Source organism: Ruegeria meonggei (assembly GCF_042768335.1).
GTDB classification, from domain to species: Bacteria; Pseudomonadota; Alphaproteobacteria; order Rhodobacterales; family Rhodobacteraceae; genus Ruegeria; species Ruegeria meonggei.
Genome location: NZ_JAXHBT010000001.1, coordinates 3,083,611 through 3,099,213 on the forward strand (window position 1 = coordinate 3,083,611; position 15,603 = coordinate 3,099,213).

At 58.6% G+C, this 15,603-nt stretch carries 17 protein-coding genes; 13 read left to right on the top strand and 4 right to left on the bottom strand.

What is annotated here, in order from left to right:
* Positions 1-41 precede the first annotated feature (41 nt).
* From SJY13_RS15205 to SJY13_RS15245, 9 genes are all read left to right on the top strand, one after another.
* Entirely contained in the window at positions 42-860 is an 819-nt protein-coding gene (locus SJY13_RS15205; protein ID WP_377191967.1) for an ABC transporter ATP-binding protein, read from the top strand.
* 29 nt (positions 861-889) lie between these two features.
* Positions 890-1,876, top strand: a complete 987-nt coding sequence (locus tag SJY13_RS15210) for a branched-chain amino acid ABC transporter permease (RefSeq protein WP_085822527.1) — start codon at positions 890-892, stop codon at positions 1,874-1,876.
* A gap of 2 nt (positions 1,877-1,878) precedes the next feature.
* Positions 1,879-2,136 (top strand): hypothetical protein, encoded by a 258-nt coding sequence (locus SJY13_RS15215; RefSeq protein ID WP_085822528.1) that lies wholly within the window; start codon positions 1,879-1,881, stop codon positions 2,134-2,136.
* 3 nt (positions 2,137-2,139) lie between these two features.
* A complete protein-coding gene (locus SJY13_RS15220; RefSeq protein ID WP_377191969.1) occupies positions 2,140-3,216 on the top strand; it encodes a branched-chain amino acid ABC transporter permease in 1,077 nt (358 codons plus the stop codon).
* A gap of 74 nt (positions 3,217-3,290) precedes the next feature.
* A complete protein-coding gene (locus tag SJY13_RS15225; RefSeq protein ID WP_377191971.1) occupies positions 3,291-4,574 on the top strand; it encodes an ABC transporter substrate-binding protein in 1,284 nt (427 codons plus the stop codon).
* A 71-nt stretch (positions 4,575-4,645) separates the two neighbouring features.
* Entirely contained in the window at positions 4,646-5,479 is an 834-nt protein-coding gene (locus SJY13_RS15230; protein WP_377191973.1) for an ABC transporter ATP-binding protein, read from the top strand.
* Between the two features lie 19 nt (positions 5,480-5,498).
* Positions 5,499-6,719 (top strand): phenylacetate--CoA ligase family protein, encoded by a 1,221-nt coding sequence (locus tag SJY13_RS15235; RefSeq protein ID WP_377191975.1) that lies wholly within the window; start codon positions 5,499-5,501, stop codon positions 6,717-6,719.
* A gap of 118 nt (positions 6,720-6,837) precedes the next feature.
* Positions 6,838-8,502: an ABC transporter permease gene (locus SJY13_RS15240; protein ID WP_377191977.1), complete on the top strand. Its 1,665-nt coding sequence runs from the start codon at positions 6,838-6,840 to the stop codon at positions 8,500-8,502.
* A 77-nt stretch (positions 8,503-8,579) separates the two neighbouring features.
* Positions 8,580-8,930: a DUF2794 domain-containing protein gene (locus tag SJY13_RS15245; RefSeq protein ID WP_377193678.1), complete on the top strand. Its 351-nt coding sequence runs from the start codon at positions 8,580-8,582 to the stop codon at positions 8,928-8,930.
* Here SJY13_RS15245 and SJY13_RS15250 read toward each other — a convergent pair.
* The 4 genes from SJY13_RS15250 to SJY13_RS15265 form a co-directional block, all read right to left on the bottom strand.
* Entirely contained in the window at positions 8,927-9,646 is a 720-nt protein-coding gene (locus tag SJY13_RS15250) for a C40 family peptidase (protein WP_377193680.1), read from the bottom strand. The two genes, SJY13_RS15245 and SJY13_RS15250, sit on opposite strands and share 4 nt — an antisense overlap.
* Complete coding sequence (locus tag SJY13_RS15255; protein WP_377193682.1) at positions 9,630-9,680, bottom strand: hypothetical protein; 51 nt, start codon at positions 9,678-9,680, stop codon at positions 9,630-9,632. The genes SJY13_RS15250 and SJY13_RS15255 overlap by 17 nt, the downstream gene beginning before the upstream one ends.
* Positions 9,661-11,043 (bottom strand): leucyl aminopeptidase family protein, encoded by a 1,383-nt coding sequence (locus tag SJY13_RS15260; RefSeq protein ID WP_377191979.1) that lies wholly within the window; start codon positions 11,041-11,043, stop codon positions 9,661-9,663. Before SJY13_RS15260 ends, SJY13_RS15255 begins: the two co-directional genes overlap by 20 nt.
* Before the next feature lie 63 nt (positions 11,044-11,106).
* Positions 11,107-11,496, bottom strand: coding sequence for a hypothetical protein (locus tag SJY13_RS15265; protein ID WP_377191981.1), 390 nt, complete (start codon positions 11,494-11,496; stop codon positions 11,107-11,109).
* 144 nt (positions 11,497-11,640) lie between these two features.
* Here SJY13_RS15265 and SJY13_RS15270 point away from each other — a divergent pair, with 144 nt between their 5' ends.
* From SJY13_RS15270 to SJY13_RS15285, 4 genes are all read left to right on the top strand, one after another.
* Positions 11,641-12,291 carry a carbonic anhydrase gene (locus SJY13_RS15270; RefSeq protein ID WP_085822537.1) on the top strand — a complete coding sequence of 217 codons (651 nt, stop codon included), beginning with the start codon at positions 11,641-11,643 and terminating at the stop codon, positions 12,289-12,291.
* A 106-nt stretch (positions 12,292-12,397) separates the two neighbouring features.
* Positions 12,398-12,934 (top strand): SRPBCC family protein, encoded by a 537-nt coding sequence (locus SJY13_RS15275; RefSeq protein WP_377191983.1) that lies wholly within the window; start codon positions 12,398-12,400, stop codon positions 12,932-12,934.
* A gap of 98 nt (positions 12,935-13,032) precedes the next feature.
* Complete coding sequence (locus SJY13_RS15280) at positions 13,033-14,190, top strand: LacI family DNA-binding transcriptional regulator (RefSeq protein WP_377191985.1); 1,158 nt, start codon at positions 13,033-13,035, stop codon at positions 14,188-14,190.
* Positions 14,187-15,542, top strand: a complete 1,356-nt coding sequence (locus SJY13_RS15285) for an ABC transporter substrate-binding protein (RefSeq protein WP_377191987.1) — start codon at positions 14,187-14,189, stop codon at positions 15,540-15,542. The genes SJY13_RS15280 and SJY13_RS15285 overlap by 4 nt, the downstream gene beginning before the upstream one ends.
* Positions 15,543-15,603 lie beyond the last annotated feature (61 nt).

Below are 15,603 nucleotides of genomic sequence, written 5' to 3' on the forward strand. Positions count from 1 at the left end.
CCGCCCGCCATCCCGTTTTTGCGCAAGTCAGGGAGTGACTGATGCTGGATAGTGCCGAAGGATACGTCACCGAGGATGGCCGCAAGATCGGCGCTGTGGTGATGGAGATGAAACACATCACCCTGCGCTTTGGCGGTGTGGTGGCGATCAAGGATATCTCGTTCGACATTCGCGAGGGTGAGATCCGGGCCATTATCGGCCCGAACGGCGCGGGGAAATCCTCGATGCTGAACGTGATCTCGGGGTTTTACGTACCGCAAGAGGGCGAGGTCTGGTTCCACGGGGCCAAGCGACCACAGATGCGCCCGTTTGAGGTGGCACAGCAGGGGATTGCGCGGACCTTCCAGAACATCGCCTTGTTCGAAGGTATGAGTGTTTTGGACAACGTCATGACCGGGCGGTTGAGCTTTATGAAAACCAACATTCTGCAGCAGGCGCTGTGGAAGGGTAAAGCCGAGGCGGAAGAGAATGAAAACCGCGAGGCGGTTGAGAAGATCATCGATTTCCTCGAAATCCAGCACATCCGCAAAACGCCGGTGTCCCGCCTACCATACGGGCTGAAAAAGCGGGTCGAACTGGCTCGCGCGTTGGCCGCCGAACCCAAGCTTTTGCTGCTGGACGAGCCGATGGCCGGCATGAATGTCGAAGAGAAAGAGGACATGAGCCGCTTTATCTTGGACGTGAATGATGAATTCGGCACCACCATCGCCCTGATCGAACACGATATGGGCGTTGTCATGGACCTGAGCGACCGCGTGGTGGTGATGGATTACGGCCGCAAGATCGGCGACGGCACACCCGATGAGGTACGCAACAACCAGGAAGTCATCGACGCCTATCTGGGGGTGAGCCATGACTGACCATCTGACAGACATGAGAGGGGGCGCACATGCCTGATCAGTTGATTTACGCGATGGAGGTCATCCTGAATGGCCTGATGGCCGGGGTGTTGTATGCGCTGGTCGCGCTGGGCTTTGTTCTGATTTACAAAGCTTCGGGGATTTTCAATTATGCCCAAGGGGTTATGGCCCTGTTCGCGGCGATGACACTGGTGGGGATCATGAACGGGCAGGTGCCGTTTTCCCATCTAATCAACGCGACCTTCGGGACGCATATCCACTATTTCGGTTGGAACGTACCTGCGCTGTTCGCCATCCTTCTGACCATGGCAGTGATGGTTCTGCTTGCCTGGGCCGTTCAGCGCTTTGTCATGCGCCATCTGGTAGGGCAAGAGCCGATTATCCTGTTCATGGCGACCATCGGTCTGGCCTATTTCCTTGAGGGTGTGGCCGACCTGATGTGGGGGTCTGAAATCAAAAAGCTGGATGTGGGTCTGCCGCAGGGTATCAACCTGTGGATCGACGAAAGCACGTTCAACATCTTTGGCTACGGTTTTTTCATCGACAATCTGGATGTTGTGGCGACGGTGATTGCGGCGCTATTGGTGGCTGCTCTTGTTGCCTTTAGCCAGTACACCAAACAGGGCCGGGCAATGCGCGCGGTGGCCGACGACCATCAGGCGGCTTTGTCGGTGGGGATCTCGCTGAACTTCATCTGGATCATGGTCTGGTCGGTTGCGGGTTTTGTCGCGCTGGTCGCGGGCATCATGTGGGGCACCAAGTCGGGCGTGCAGTTTTCCCTGTCGCTGATCGCGCTCAAGGCGCTGCCGGTGCTGATGCTGGGCGGGTTCACCTCGATCCCCGGTGCCATTGTAGGTGGGCTGATCATCGGTGTGGGTGAGAAATTGTTCGAGTTTGCCATCGGCCCGCTGGTCGGCGGCGCGACCGAGAACTGGTTCGCTTATGTGCTGGCGCTGATCTTCCTGGTGTTCCGGCCGCAAGGCCTGTTCGGCGAAAAGATCATCGAGAGGGTGTAGCGATGTCAAAACTGATTGCCATCCTCAATGTGATCGCGTGGGCCGGATTCTGGGCCTTTGGCTATATCGCCCTGACCTCGGATGACCTGACCGAGGGCCAGTTGGTGATCGCGGCGATCCTGGCCTTTGCCGGGCTGGTTACGGGCATTATGGCCTACATGAAACTGGTGCGCACATCCGAGGCAAGCGGTTACGCCAAAGGGTCCAAACAACTGGACGCCGCGACCCGAAACAGGGCGCAGGAAGAATGGGGAAAGTAAGACATGTTTTATCGTGAGGCTGGAGATTTCAAAACCTCCTACACAGATGACAGCCAGACCTTCCCGATCAAGTTCGACCGGTATCGGTATTATGTGGTGGTGGCGGTGGGTTTTGGGATCATCCCTTTTATCATCAATGACTATTGGGCCAATGCGCTGCTGCTACCGTTCCTGATTTACGCTATCGCGGCGATCGGGCTGAACATTTTGGTGGGCTATTGCGGGCAGGTGTCGCTGGGCACGGGCGGGTTCATGGCCGTGGGGGCCTATGCCTGTTACAAACTAATGACCGCGTTCCCGGATGTCAGCATGTTTGTCCACGTGTTCCTTGCCGGAGGGGTCACGGCCATTGTTGGCGTATTGTTCGGCCTGCCATCTCTGCGGATCAAGGGGTTTTATCTGGCGGTGGCCACCCTGGCCGCACAGTTCTTTCTGGTCTGGCTGTTCAACCGGGTCCCATGGTTCTACAACTATTCCGCCTCGGGACAGATAAACGCGCCCGAGCGGGATGTATTCGGTATCATCATCACCGGACCAAACGCGCCAGCCTGGGCGACTTATTTGTTCTGCCTAATCTTCCTGGCCTTCTGCGCCATCATCGCGCGCAACTTGACCCGCGGCACCACGGGGCGTTCCTGGATGGCGATCCGCGACATGGACATTGCGGCCGAGATTATCGGGGTAAACCCTCTCAAGGCCAAGCTGACAGCCTTTGCCGTCAGTTCTTTCTTTGTCGGTATCGCAGGGGCGCTGTTTTTTGCCGTGTACCTCGGTGCGGTCGAGGTTGGCGAAGTGTTCGGCATCCAGAAATCTTTCCTCGTGCTGTTCATGGTGATCATTGGCGGCCTGGGTTCGATTTTCGGATCCTTTGCGGGTGCTGCGTTTCTGGTGCTGCTGCCCGTAGTTCTCAAGGTGGTTGGTGTCGACGTGCTGGGCTGGCCCACGGATATCGTCGCCCATCTGCAACTGGTGATTGTCGGTGCGCTGATCATCATGTTCCTGATCCTCGAGCCGCACGGTCTGGCGCAGCTTTGGCGCGTGACCAAAGAGAAACTCAGACTCTGGCCATTCCCCCACTAGGGGGCTGGCCCAATCAAAAAACGGGTGGGAAAGCCCGAACACAACATCGGATTAATCAAGGGAGGAAACACCCGATGACAACAAAACTGGCAACCATGGCGCTGGGCGCCCTGATGGCCGCTGGGCCGGCACTGGCGGATCTGGTCATACCAGATCTGAGCTATCGTACCGGGCCTTATGCGGCTGGCGGCATCCCGTTCTCGGATGGATACAATGACTATTTCACCCTTCTGAACGAACGGGATGGTGGCATTGGCGGTGTTCCAGTCCGCATGGTCGAATGCGAGACGGGCTATAACACTGAAAAAGGTGTGGAATGCTATGAATCCACCAAAGGCGAAGGCGCGTTGGTCTATCAACCGCTGTCGACCGGCATCACCTATCAGCTGATCCCAAAAGTGACCGCAGATGGCATCCCGTTGCACACGATGGGCTATGGTCGGACCTCGGCTAAAAACGGCGATGTGTTCAGCCATACGTTCAACTATCCCGCCAACTACTGGGATGGAGCTTCTGGCGCGATCAACTATCTGCTTGAGGAAAACGGCGGCGATCTGAGCGGTAAGAAAATCGCTTTGGTCTATCACAACTCGGCCTATGGCAAAGAACCGATCCGTACACTGGAAGAGCTGTCCAAGAAACACGGCTTTGAACTGGCGGCGTTGCCGGTGGATCATCCCGGTCAGGAACAAAAGTCCCAGTGGCTGCAAATCCGCCGTGACAAGCCGGATTATGTGCTGATGTGGGGCTGGGGTGTGATGAACCAGGTTGCTGTGCAAGAAGCCGCGAACATCCGTTTCCCGATGGAGAACTTCATTGGCATCTGGTGGTCAGGTTCGGAAAACGACGTGTTGCCAGCGGGCGAAGCCGCCAATGGCTACAAGGCGTTGACCTTCCACAATGTGGGCACGGATTTCCCGGTGTTTGACGACATCCAGAAATATGTCGTCGATACGGGCAAGGCTGCGGGTGCTGGCGATCAGGTGGGCACGGTTCTGTATAACCGTGGTCTTTATGCGGCGATGCTGGCGTCGGAAGCCGTCAAGAAAGCTCAGGAAATCTCGGGCAATGCCGACATTACCCCCGCAGAAATGCGTGATGGCATGGAAGCGCTGGAGATCACCGAAGCGAAGATGGTCGAACTGGGTCTGCCGAATTTCGGTCCAACCTTCTCGGTGTCGTGTGAAAACCACGGAGGTGATGCATTGGTTGGTGTGACCCAGTGGGACGCAGCCAACAAGACTTGGTCGCTGATCTCAGAGTTTAAAGCCACCGATGGCGGCGTGATTGGTGCGCTGATCAACGAGGATTCCGCAGCCTATGCGGCAGAAAACAACATCGAATCGCGCTGCAACTAAGGCGCTTTTGACACGCGGGGCGGCGGTTGGCCGCCGCCCCGAACCCGACACTCGCACGAGGACACGCGCAGATGCTGGATGCGGCAGAAAACACCAAAGTGCAGGCCGATACCCTGCTAGAGGTCAACAATATCGAGGTGATCTACAACCATGTGATCCTCGTTCTTAAAGGTGTCAGCCTGACGGTTCCCAAAGGCGGTATCACCGCGCTGCTGGGTGGCAATGGTGCGGGTAAGACAACGACGCTGAAGGCGGTGTCCAACCTGCTGCATTCCGAACGTGGCGAGGTGACAAAAGGCACGATCAAATATCGCGGCACCAGCGTACATGAAAGTGACCCCGCTGTTTTGGTGGAAAAAGGTGTCATCCAGGTAATGGAAGGCCGCCACTGTTTCGAGCACCTGACGGTCGAAGAAAACCTGCTGACCGGAGCCTATACCCGTAAGGATGGCAAAGCCGCGATCCTGCAGGATTTGGAACTGGTTTATACATATTTCCCCCGCCTCAAGGAACGTCGCCGGTCGCAGGCAGGCTATACCTCGGGCGGTGAACAACAGATGGTGGCGATGGGGCGGGCGCTGATGTCGCGGCCCGAGACGATCCTGCTGGATGAACCCTCGATGGGTCTGGCGCCGCAGCTGGTCGAAGAGATTTTTGGCATCGTGAAGGATCTGAACGAAAAGGAAGGCGTGTCCTTCCTGCTGGCCGAACAGAACACCAACGTGGCGCTGCGGTTTGCGCATTACGGATACATTCTGGAATCGGGCCGCGTCGTCATGGATGGCCCGGCGGCCGAACTTCGTGAAAACCCAGATGTGAAGGAATTCTATCTGGGCATGTCCGACGATGGCCGAAAAAGCTTTCGCGACGTGCGGTCGTATCGCCGCCGCAAGAGGTGGCTGTAAGCGGATGGAGGATTTAGCGATGACGAAATTCTACGATGCGCTTGAAACCCGGTCAGCTGATCAGCGCGCCGCCGATCAAACGCAGGCGCTGCGAGTCCAGATCCAGCGGGCAAAATCCGCGCCCGGGTTTGCCGCGCATATGGCTGGTGTGGACACCGATGATGTGACCTCGGTCCAGGATCTTGTGAAGCTGCCTGTTTTACGCAAGTCTGATCTGGCACAGGCTCAGGCGACGCGACCGCCCTTTGGCGGGTTCACTGTCAAACCGGCGCGCCATTTCCATCACGTTTTTCAATCCCCCGGCCCGATCTATGAACCGGGCAGCACCGACCATGATTGGTGGCGCATGGGGCGGTTTCTGCACGCCGCAGGTGTCGGACCGGGTGACATTGTCCAGAACTGTTTTGGCTATCACTTGACGCCCGCGGGCATGATTTTCGAAAGCGGTGCGCGGGCTGTCGGAGCAGCAGTGCTGCCTGCCGGAACCGGCCAGACCGAGCTGCAGGTGACGGCGGCGCGCGATGTGGGCTGCACCTCGTATGCTGGTACGCCGGACTATCTGAAAGTGATCCTGGACAAGGCCGACGAGATGGGCGTCGCGCTGAATTTCTCATCCGCTGTAGTGGGCGGTGGCGCATTGTTTCCGTCGCTGCGGCAGGACTATGCGGATCGCGGAATTTCCTGCCTGCAGTGTTATGCGACGGCCGATCTGGGCAACATCGCCTATGAGAGCCCCGCGATGGAGGGCATGATCCTCGACGAACACGTGATTGTGGAAATCGTCACCCCGGGCACCGGAGCCCCCGTCGCCGCAGGTGAGGTGGGTGAGGTCGTGGTTACCACCCTCAACCCCGATTACCCGCTTGTCCGGTTTGCGACCGGTGATCTGTCCGCGATCATGCCGGGTGAATCGCCCTGTGGTCGAACCAACATGCGTATCAAAGGCTGGATGGGACGTGCCGATCAGACCACCAAGATCAAGGGGATGTTTGTCCGCCCTGAACAGGTGGCTGCACTGGTCGACAAACACGCTGAGATCGTCAAAGCCCGCGTCATCGCCGCGCGCCAGGGTGAAATGGACACCATGACCGTTCAGATCGAAAGCCCGGGTGGGGACGACATTGCCTACGCCAGATCAGTGATCGAAGTGTTGAAACTAAAGGGCGCGATCGAGGTCGTGGCCCCGGGAACGCTGCCCAAGGACGGGTTGGTGATCGAGGATCAGCGCGTCTACGAGTGACTTGAAAACAGCTCTGCGGCAGATTGCGCCGCAGAATTGTATCCCGGCCCACTGGTGTTTCTTAGCGTTTTAGTCGATTAAAGGTCGAACCTGCGCTTGTCAGCCACAAACCGGAACCATGGCCGAAATCGACTACTCAGAGCACGGAACGCGCAACCGTGGTGCTTTTGGCACCCGGCTGGTGGGTACTGTGGCATGTTTGGTGGCGGCTGCGTGTCTGTTGCCAATGGTTGCGGTTGTTCTGGCGGCGGTGACGGGCGGGACGGAAACGATCTCGCACCTGTTGGACACGGTTTTGCCCGGTTATGCGCTGACGACGGTCATATTGGTGGTTCTGGTGGCTGCCGGTACCTTTTGCATCGGAGTTGGGGCGGCGTGGCTGGTGACAATGACCCGGTTTCCCGGTGTGCGCTTTCTTGAGATCGCTCTGGTTCTGCCGCTGGCCTTCCCTGCCTATGTGCTGGCCTATGCGTATACGTTCATTCTGGACCATCCGGGCATAGTTCAGTCCACCCTGCGCGATGTAACCGGCTGGGGTCCGCGGGATTATTGGTTTCCTGAGATCCGCTCGACAGAAGGCGCAGCGGTCATGCTGATCCTGGTGCTTTACCCCTATGTGTACCTGCTGGCGCGTGCGGCGTTTCTGCAGCAAAGCGCCACCGCGTTTCTGGCCGCCCGCGCGCTGGGCAAAAGCCCGTGGCTGGCGTTCTGGCATGTGTCGCTGCCGATGGCCCGTCCGGCCATCGCCGGGGGCGTCCTGCTGGCGATCATGGAAACCATCGCCGATTTCGGCACTGTGGCTTATTTCGGCGTACAGACCTTTGCTACCGGTATCTATACCAGCTGGTTTTCGATCGGAGACCGGGCTGCAGCGGCGCAACTGGCCCTATGCCTGCTGGGCTTTGCCTTGCTTATGGCGGTGGCCGAACGGATGCAGCGGGGCAGGGCAAAATACTATCAAGCTGGCAAAAGCCACGCCAGTTTACCCTCGGCACAGCTTAAAGGCTGGCAATCTGCTGCGGCCTTTACACTGTGTGTCATTCCGGTTCTGCTGGGCTTTTTGCTGCCGGTGTTCATCCTGATCCAGATGGGGCTGACATCTGAACAGAACCTGCTGTCGCAGCGCTATGTCGGGTTCATCCAGAACTCTTTGACCCTTGCGGGCGTGGCCGCTGTGGTAACGGTGTGCGCGGCGATCTGCGTCGGGTTCTTTCAGCGGCTGAGGCCAGGCCAGGTGTCGTCCAGCACCGGGTATCTGGCGCGGCTGGGCTATGCGGTGCCGGGGGGCGTGATTGCTGTGGGGCTGATTGTGCCCTTTGCCAGCTTCGACAACGCACTGGATGCGTGGATGCGGCAAACCTTCGATATCTCAACCGGCTTGCTGGTCACGGGTTCAATCTGGTTGTTGGTTGCGGCCTATATGGTGCGCTTTCTGGCCGCTGCGCTGAGTGCCTATGAAGGCGGGCAGAGCACGGTGCATGCCAATATGGATGCGGCTTCTCGGTCCTTGGGTCAGACGCCGCTGGGCACGCTGCGCCGGGTGCATTTGCCAATCCTGACGCCGTCGCTGCTGACTGCGTTGCTGATCGTCTTTGTAGACGTGATGAAAGAGCTGCCCGCAACCCTGATCATGCGGCCTTTCAACTTTGATACGCTGGCGGTGCAGGCCTATCGGCTGGCCTCGGATGAGCGGCTGGAAGGCGCAGCTGTTCCTTCGCTGGTGATACTGGCCGTGGGTCTTTTGCCTGTGATCCTGATCTGTCGGCAAGTTGGACGACGCTAAAGCACACCGGTTCAAAAATGCCACATACTCAAACCAGCGGGCTTGATTCAAATGCGTTTTCCGGCGAGGCTTGGGGTATGAACATGCAGCCTCCCAGCCGGTTTTCTGCGAATTCGGCCCAGATGCCCGTCGCGTTCGACCGTCGCGAGATGTCCCATATCCTGTCAGTCTATGGCCGAATGGTTGCTGCCGGAGAATGGCGCGATTATAGCATTTCCAACCTGCGCGACATGGCGGTGTTTTCCATCTTTCGGCGCACGGCAGAACATCCGATCTACCGGGTCGAGAAAGACCCCCGCCTGCGGCAAAAGCAGGGGATGTATTCGGTGGTTGGAATGGATGGGCGTATCCTGAAACGCGGCCATGATCTGCGCACGGTTTTGCGGGTGCTAGAGCGCAAGTTGATCCGCTCGGTTGACCTGGATTAGAGCCGTTTGTGGGCCATCACAGGCCCGTCGCCCTGTTCCAGAATGCGCGTAACCGCCTGATCCATCGGCTCAAACGTCACATCCATGTGGAAGGCGTTGGCGTGTAACAGCATGTTGTCACCATAGACCCAGGCCACGTGCCCTTTCCAGAACAGCAGATCGCCGCGTTTGGCAGGCGTTCCTTTGGGCAGCGTCTCGCCCAGCTCTCGTTCCTGATCACCGCTGTCGCCGGGGCAAGGCAGGCCGCAGGCCAGCAACCCGGCCTGCACGAGACCTGAGCAATCCAGCCCGAACCGGCTGTTGCCGCCCCAAAGGTAGGGTGTGCCCAAAAAAAGCTCGGCCACTGACACCGGATCGGTCAGTCGAGTGGCGTTTAGTTTGGCATGAACCGCAGGGATAAATCCCAATTCCGTTTCCAGAAATCCGTTTTGTTCGGACAACACCAGCACCTTGCTTCCGAAACTCAGCGATACGCGATCGGGGCTTTTCATATCCGGCAGGGCATAAGCATGGGTGGCCGGGGCGGTGATCCAGTGGGTGTCGGGAACTGGCTCTGCAAGCTGATCCGAAGCCACCCAGCCGGGATACCCGTCCTTGTCTGCGGCGACGCGGCTCCAACCAGTTTGGGTTTCGACCACCTCGACCGTGTCACCGAACAACAGTTGACGATCGCGCGGCCCATCTGGCTGGCGCAGCAGGTCAACGACCGGGTGAATGACGCGCCTCCTGGTCATAGGTCCAACATCTCAGGCAGGGCGGTCAGCAGGGCACGGGGACCCTGGCCCAAGCCACCCTTGGTGCGCCCAGGTGCGTTGCCGGGCTGCCAGGAATAAATATCGAAATGCATATAGCGGCTGTCACCCACGAACCGGCGCAGGAACAAGGCAGCAGTGATAGATCCCGCGAACCCGCCAGAGGGTGCATTATCCAGATCGGCGATGCCGGGCTCGATCATCGTCTCATACGGCTCATGAAACGGCATTCGCCAAACTGGATCAGCAGCCTGTTGTCCGGCCAGCGCCAACGCCCCTGCCGCGTTGTCATCATCCGTATAGAACGGGGCCAGATCCGGCCCCAGTGCCACCCGCGCCGCGCCCGTCAGCGTCGCCATCGAGATCACCAGATCCGGCGCGCCCTCATCGGCCAACGCCAGCGCGTCGGCCAGCACCAGCCGCCCTTCGGCATCGGTGTTGTTGATCTCAACCGTCAGGCCTTTGCGTGAAGTCAGGATGTCGCCGGGCCGAAAGGCATCTCCGGCCACCGCGTTTTCGACGGCCGGTATCAGAACCCGCAGTTGCAGCGGCAGGTTCAGCGCCATGATCATCCGCGCCAGACCCAGAACATTTGCCGCGCCCCCCATGTCCTTCTTCATCAGCGCCATCGAATTTCCCGGCTTCAAGTTCAGCCCGCCGGTATCAAAACAAACTCCTTTGCCCACCAATGTCAGTTTCGGCCCCGCGCTGCCCCAGTTCATCTCTATCAGGCGCGGATCCTGCGCGGCAGCCCGACCGACGGTGTGGATCAAGGGGAAGTTCTGTTCCAACAAAGCTGCGCCGCGCACCACCTCGCAGACAGCATCGAATTCCTGTGCCAGCGCCTCAGCCGCAGCGTGCAATTGATCGGGACCCATATCCGACGCGGGCGTATTGACCAGATCGCGGATCAGGGCCTCGGCATTGGCCAGAACCTCGATCCGAGCGGCATCCACCCCTTCGGGTGCAACCAGCCGGGCCTTGGCCGGTGATTGCGAGGCATAGCGGTCAAACGCGTATCTGGTCAGCAACCAGCCCAGGCACTCGGTGGCCAGTGCATCATCGGGCAGGCCCGAGGCAATGTGGTAATTCCCTTCGGGCAGATCCAGGGCAGCGGTCGCCAATGGAAACCGTTTGCGAGCCCGGCCAGAGCTTTTGCCGTATCCGGCTAGCGCATGTTCGGGTGTGCCTTCGGGGCCGGGGATAAGCACCACCTGGCCCAGCGCGGCGGTAAATCCGCTGGCCCGAACCCAGGACGTGACCTGATCGGATTGACTGCTTAGCCATGTGTCCAGATCTGGCTGTGCAATGACATGCAGCGGCACAGAAGGATCGGAGCGAGAAGCGAAGGACAGGGTCATGAATATCTCGATTGGTTCTATTTGTACCCAGCCTAGCTGCCCACGATCCCTCTGCAAGCCCTGTCAGACCGAAAGATCCTGCTGATCCCAGATTACAGTCAGCGATTTTTCACCGACCCGGATCAACCGGGACAACGTGGCGCCGGTTGCCACAACGTCACCGGCATCCACCGATCGGGCAACGTCACCGGCCACATGGGCCAGTGCCATCATGCCGATCTGTTCCGAAATCGCCACCAGCGAGCGGGCGCATTTGCGCAACCCCGCCCAGTCGCGCTGCCGCCAGAACCGCTCACAATTTGACAGGCGCACGGCCAGTTCTTCGACCGTGCGGCACAGCACGTCCAGCGCATTCTTGTCGCCCAGTTGCCGGTACAGACCGGTCAACCGATCCGGATCCAACCGCACCGTTTCTTTGTGTTCAAGCGTGACTATCTTTTCCACCACATTCACCCCAATTCATTGCGCCCCCACGGCATAACCAGACCTTGGTGGTGAATTCCTTTGCAAAACCTTGCTAAAGAACAGGATAATCACTCGAATTTTCCTCGAATTCAGGTTACAGCAACCTTCAGCAACACGACAATGGACACTAGAATGGACTTAGCGAAACCTCTGCCAGGTTATCTGGTCAAACGGTATCACGGTTGGAAAGCCACCACCTATTCCGAAAATCAGGTCTGGTTCCGCCGCCTGGCAACCGAGGGACAGCGCCCGCGGGCGATGGTTATCTCGTGCTGCGACAGCCGGGTTCATGTGACGTCGATGTTCGGAGCAGATCAGGGTGACTTTTTCATTCATCGCAACATTGCCAATCTCGTGCCGCCTTATGCGCCGGACGGTGACCACCATGGCACCAGCGCCGCAATTGAATACGCGGTCACAGCGCTGAAGGTTGCGCATCTGATCGTGCTGGGCCATTCGCAATGCGGCGGCGTTCAGGGCTGCATTGACATGTGCAAAGGTCAGGCCCCGCAATTGGAAGCCAAAGAAAGCTTCGTCGGTCGCTGGATGGACATCCTGAAACCAAAGTACGAGCTGGTGGCCGATATCGAGGACAGTGTCGATCAAGCCCGTCAATTCGAGAGGCAGGCGGTTGTTGCCTCGCTCGAAAACCTGATGACTTTCCCGTTTATTGCCGCCGCGGTCGAGGACAGCTCACTCAGCCTGCACGGGCTGTGGACCGACATTGGCGAAGGTGGGTTGCAGTGTTACGACCCAGCAGAACAGAAGTTCGTGGTTGTCTGAGCGGCCCCGGACAAAGTGACTGAATGATTGGCGCTGGATCAGACCTCTGATTCTGCGCCATTTTTTGGTATAGTCGCCGCATCCCTGTTTGGATCAGGCGCGTATTATGCGATTCATTAAACGTATTCTCGTTACCCTCATTGTCCTGGTATTGGCCCTGGTAGGTATTTCTTACCTGTTGCCAGGCCAGGCCGAAGTATCGCGCAGCATCACGATTGATGCCCCGCCCAACGCGATTTTTCCGTTCGTGAACTCGATGCAAGAGACCGAGAAATGGTCCCCCTGGTTGTCCCGTGACCCGAACACACAGCTATCCTATAGCGGACCCGAAGCCGGCGTAGGCAACACCCTGAACTGGAGCTCGGATCACCCGCAGGTCGGGACAGGTTCGCAGGAGATTACCGCCAGCACGCCCGATCAGGCTGTCAGAACCGCACTGGATTTTGGTCCGATGGGCACTGCGCAGGCTTCTTTTGAATTGCAGCCTGAAGGGGATCAGACCCAGGTGACCTGGGGGTTTGTCTCGGATCTGGGCCTGAATCCGATGTCCCGGTGGATGGGGTTGATGATGGATAACTGGGTCGGGGGCGACTACGAGCGCGGACTGACCAATCTGAAGGCTTTGGTCGAAACTCAGGGCTGACAGCAGGTTTTCCGCAAAAACGTTGAAAATTGGCCAATTTGTATCTTTTTTAACTTTTTCGTTGCCGAAACCGGTTTCGGAACAAACAAATAAACAAAATGACTGCGAATTCTTCATATCAACGGCGTTCATCCGCGAATCGCAGCCCGGTCTCTGGCCGGGTCAAGTTGGACGAACTGGCCGCACATCTGGGTCTGTCCAAAAGCACGGTGTCGCGGGCGATGAATGGTTATCCGGATATCTCCGAATCGACACAAATGCGGGTCAAGACTGCGGCCCGCAAGTTGGGATACCGGCCACTGAGCCATGCGCAGGCGATCCGGACTGGTCAGGTGCGCGCGATTGCCATGGTGCTGAACAGTGACGAACCGGATCAGCACAATCCATTCCTGCAGGATTTTCTGGCTGGCGCCTGTGAAGCGGCCAGTAGTCTGGACTGGACCATAACCATCTCTACTGCAACGTCGGACCGGGACACGCTGAACGTGCTCCGCCGCCTGGTCGAAGAGCGCAAAGCCGACGGGTTCATCCTGCCACGGACGGCGGTCAAGGACAGCCGGGTCGGGCTTTTACGAGATCTCAAAGTACCGCATATCCTGTATGGCCGCACCGGGTACGGACAGCCAAATAACCTGGAGGAGACGTCGTGGTTCGACATCGCTGGTGAAACTGCCATGCGCAAGGCTGTGCTGCGGCTGGCCGGGTTCGGGCATCAGCGTATCGGTTTTGTCGGCAGCGATCCGAAGTTCAACTACAGCCATTTGCGCCGTGATGGATATCTTAAAGGTCTGCGCGAGGCGGGATTGTCTGCTGACCCCGCACTGATCAGAAAAGGCGCACGGACACGTGATGATGGCGCTGCGCAGGCGATGGCCCTGATGCAAGTGGACCAACCGCCAACCGCGATTGTCTTTGCCACCGATCTGGCCGCATTGGGCTTTTGTTCCGCGGCGCAGGATCAGGGGTTTGAGATTGGCCGCGATGTTTCAGTGATCGGCTATGATGGCATTCCGGAATGTCGCTATGCCCGTCCGGCGCTGACCACCTTTGCGGTGGAATCCCGCACGGCAGGGCAGCGGCTGGCAACCCTGTTGATCCGCCAGATCCAAGGCGAGGATCCCACCACCCTTCGGGAGTTGACCGAGGCGACGCTGGTCGAAGGCGGCTCGGACGGGCCGCCGCAGCTGACGCCGTCAGAGCTGTCGCAAAAAATACGCCACTACAAAGACCAAAACCGGGGAGGAAACCACCGATGAAACTGACACCCAAAGCAGCCAGGCTGATGCTTGGCTCATCGCTTGTACTGGCGTTGACCGCGCTGTCCGTGCAGGCCGACACGATCCGCTTCTGGACCACCGAGGAACAGCCAGAACGTCTGGCCAAGCAGCAGGAGATGGCCGATCAGTTCAAGGCCGATACCGGCACCACGGTCGAGGTGATCCCGGTCACTGAAACCGATCTGGGCACCCGCGCCACTGCCGCCTTTGCCGCCGGTGATCTGCCTGATGTAGTCTATCACCCGCTGCAATACGCGTTGCCCTGGGCCGAGGCGGGCATTCTTGACACCGAAGCCGCCACCGAAGTGATCGAAGAGTTGGGCGCCGACACTTTTGCCCCCGGCGCGCTGGCCATGGCTGCGTTCAACGATGAAACCGCATCCGTGCCGGTGGATGGCTGGACGCAGATGGTGGTCTACCGCAAAGACCTGTTTGATGCCGCTGGATTGGATGCGCCCAGCTCCTTCGCCAATGTGGTGACAGCACTGGACGCATTGCATAACCCGCCCGAGATGTACGGTTTTGTCGCCGCCACCAAGGTGGACGAGAATTTCATGAGCCAGGTTCTGGAGCATGTTTTCCTCGCCAATGGTGTCAGTCCGGTTGGAACTGACGGTTTCCAGGCTTTGGATGAGGCAAAAACGACCGAGGTTCTGGATTTCTACAAAGCGATCTCAAAAGCGTCGCCTCCGGGAGAGCTGTATTGGAAGCAATCGCGCGAGCTGTATTTTGATGGCAAGGCTGCGATGATCATCTGGTCACCCTTCATTCTGGATGAACTGGCCGGACTGCGCGATAGTGCCCCACCGACCATCACCGACGATCCGACGTCACGCGATCTGGCGTCCAAAACCGGTATCGTCACCAATTTCTCGGGACCGTCCAACCCCGATGGCGCAGCCTGGGGCGACGTTCGTTACTTCGGCATCACCAATGACGCCGACACCGACGCGGCGATGGAGTTTGTGAAATACGCGATGGATCAGGGCTATACTCAGACCCTGGCAATTGCCCCCGAGGGGAAATTCCCGGTGCGTCGCGGCACCGCCGACAACCCGGCCGCATTTTCCGAGGCATGGGCGCAACTGCCCGTTGGTGTAGATCGAAAGGCACCCCTGGGCGAATTGTATGATCAGGCAATGATCGACGAGATCGTCAATGGACTGGACGTCGCCCAGCGTTGGGGCGTGGCCGAGGGACAACTGGCGCTGGCCTCAAAGATGATCAACTCTCAGGCCATCAACCGGGTCGTGCGTCAGTATATCGACGATGAGATCGGCGCCGCCGCTGCGGTTGCCGCCATGAATGAAGAGCTCGCCAAGGTCCAGTAACTCTGCCGCTCTGGCACTTGCAGCGGCCTGCGCGCCGCTGCATTCAACCCTTCGAGGTATC

Coding starts and splice junctions, on each gene's coding strand:
- SJY13_RS15275 (WP_377191983.1), top strand. CDS start 12,398: ATGCGATTCATTAAACGTATTCTCGTTACCCTCATTGTCCTGGTATTG.
- SJY13_RS15235 (WP_377191975.1), top strand. CDS start 5,499: ATGACGAAATTCTACGATGCGCTTGAAACCCGGTCAGCTGATCAGCGC.
- SJY13_RS15210 (WP_085822527.1), top strand. CDS start 890: ATGCCTGATCAGTTGATTTACGCGATGGAGGTCATCCTGAATGGCCTG.
- SJY13_RS15245 (WP_377193678.1), top strand. CDS start 8,580: ATGAACATGCAGCCTCCCAGCCGGTTTTCTGCGAATTCGGCCCAGATG.
- SJY13_RS15240 (WP_377191977.1), top strand. CDS start 6,838: ATGGCCGAAATCGACTACTCAGAGCACGGAACGCGCAACCGTGGTGCT.
- SJY13_RS15215 (WP_085822528.1), top strand. CDS start 1,879: ATGTCAAAACTGATTGCCATCCTCAATGTGATCGCGTGGGCCGGATTC.
- SJY13_RS15270 (WP_085822537.1), top strand. CDS start 11,641: ATGGACTTAGCGAAACCTCTGCCAGGTTATCTGGTCAAACGGTATCAC.
- SJY13_RS15230 (WP_377191973.1), top strand. CDS start 4,646: ATGCTGGATGCGGCAGAAAACACCAAAGTGCAGGCCGATACCCTGCTA.
- SJY13_RS15225 (WP_377191971.1), top strand. CDS start 3,291: ATGACAACAAAACTGGCAACCATGGCGCTGGGCGCCCTGATGGCCGCT.
- SJY13_RS15205 (WP_377191967.1), top strand. CDS start 42: ATGCTGGATAGTGCCGAAGGATACGTCACCGAGGATGGCCGCAAGATC.
- SJY13_RS15285 (WP_377191987.1), top strand. CDS start 14,187: ATGAAACTGACACCCAAAGCAGCCAGGCTGATGCTTGGCTCATCGCTT.
- SJY13_RS15280 (WP_377191985.1), top strand. CDS start 13,033: ATGACTGCGAATTCTTCATATCAACGGCGTTCATCCGCGAATCGCAGC.
- SJY13_RS15260 (WP_377191979.1), bottom strand. CDS start 11,043: ATGACCCTGTCCTTCGCTTCTCGCTCCGATCCTTCTGTGCCGCTGCAT.
- SJY13_RS15220 (WP_377191969.1), top strand. CDS start 2,140: ATGTTTTATCGTGAGGCTGGAGATTTCAAAACCTCCTACACAGATGAC.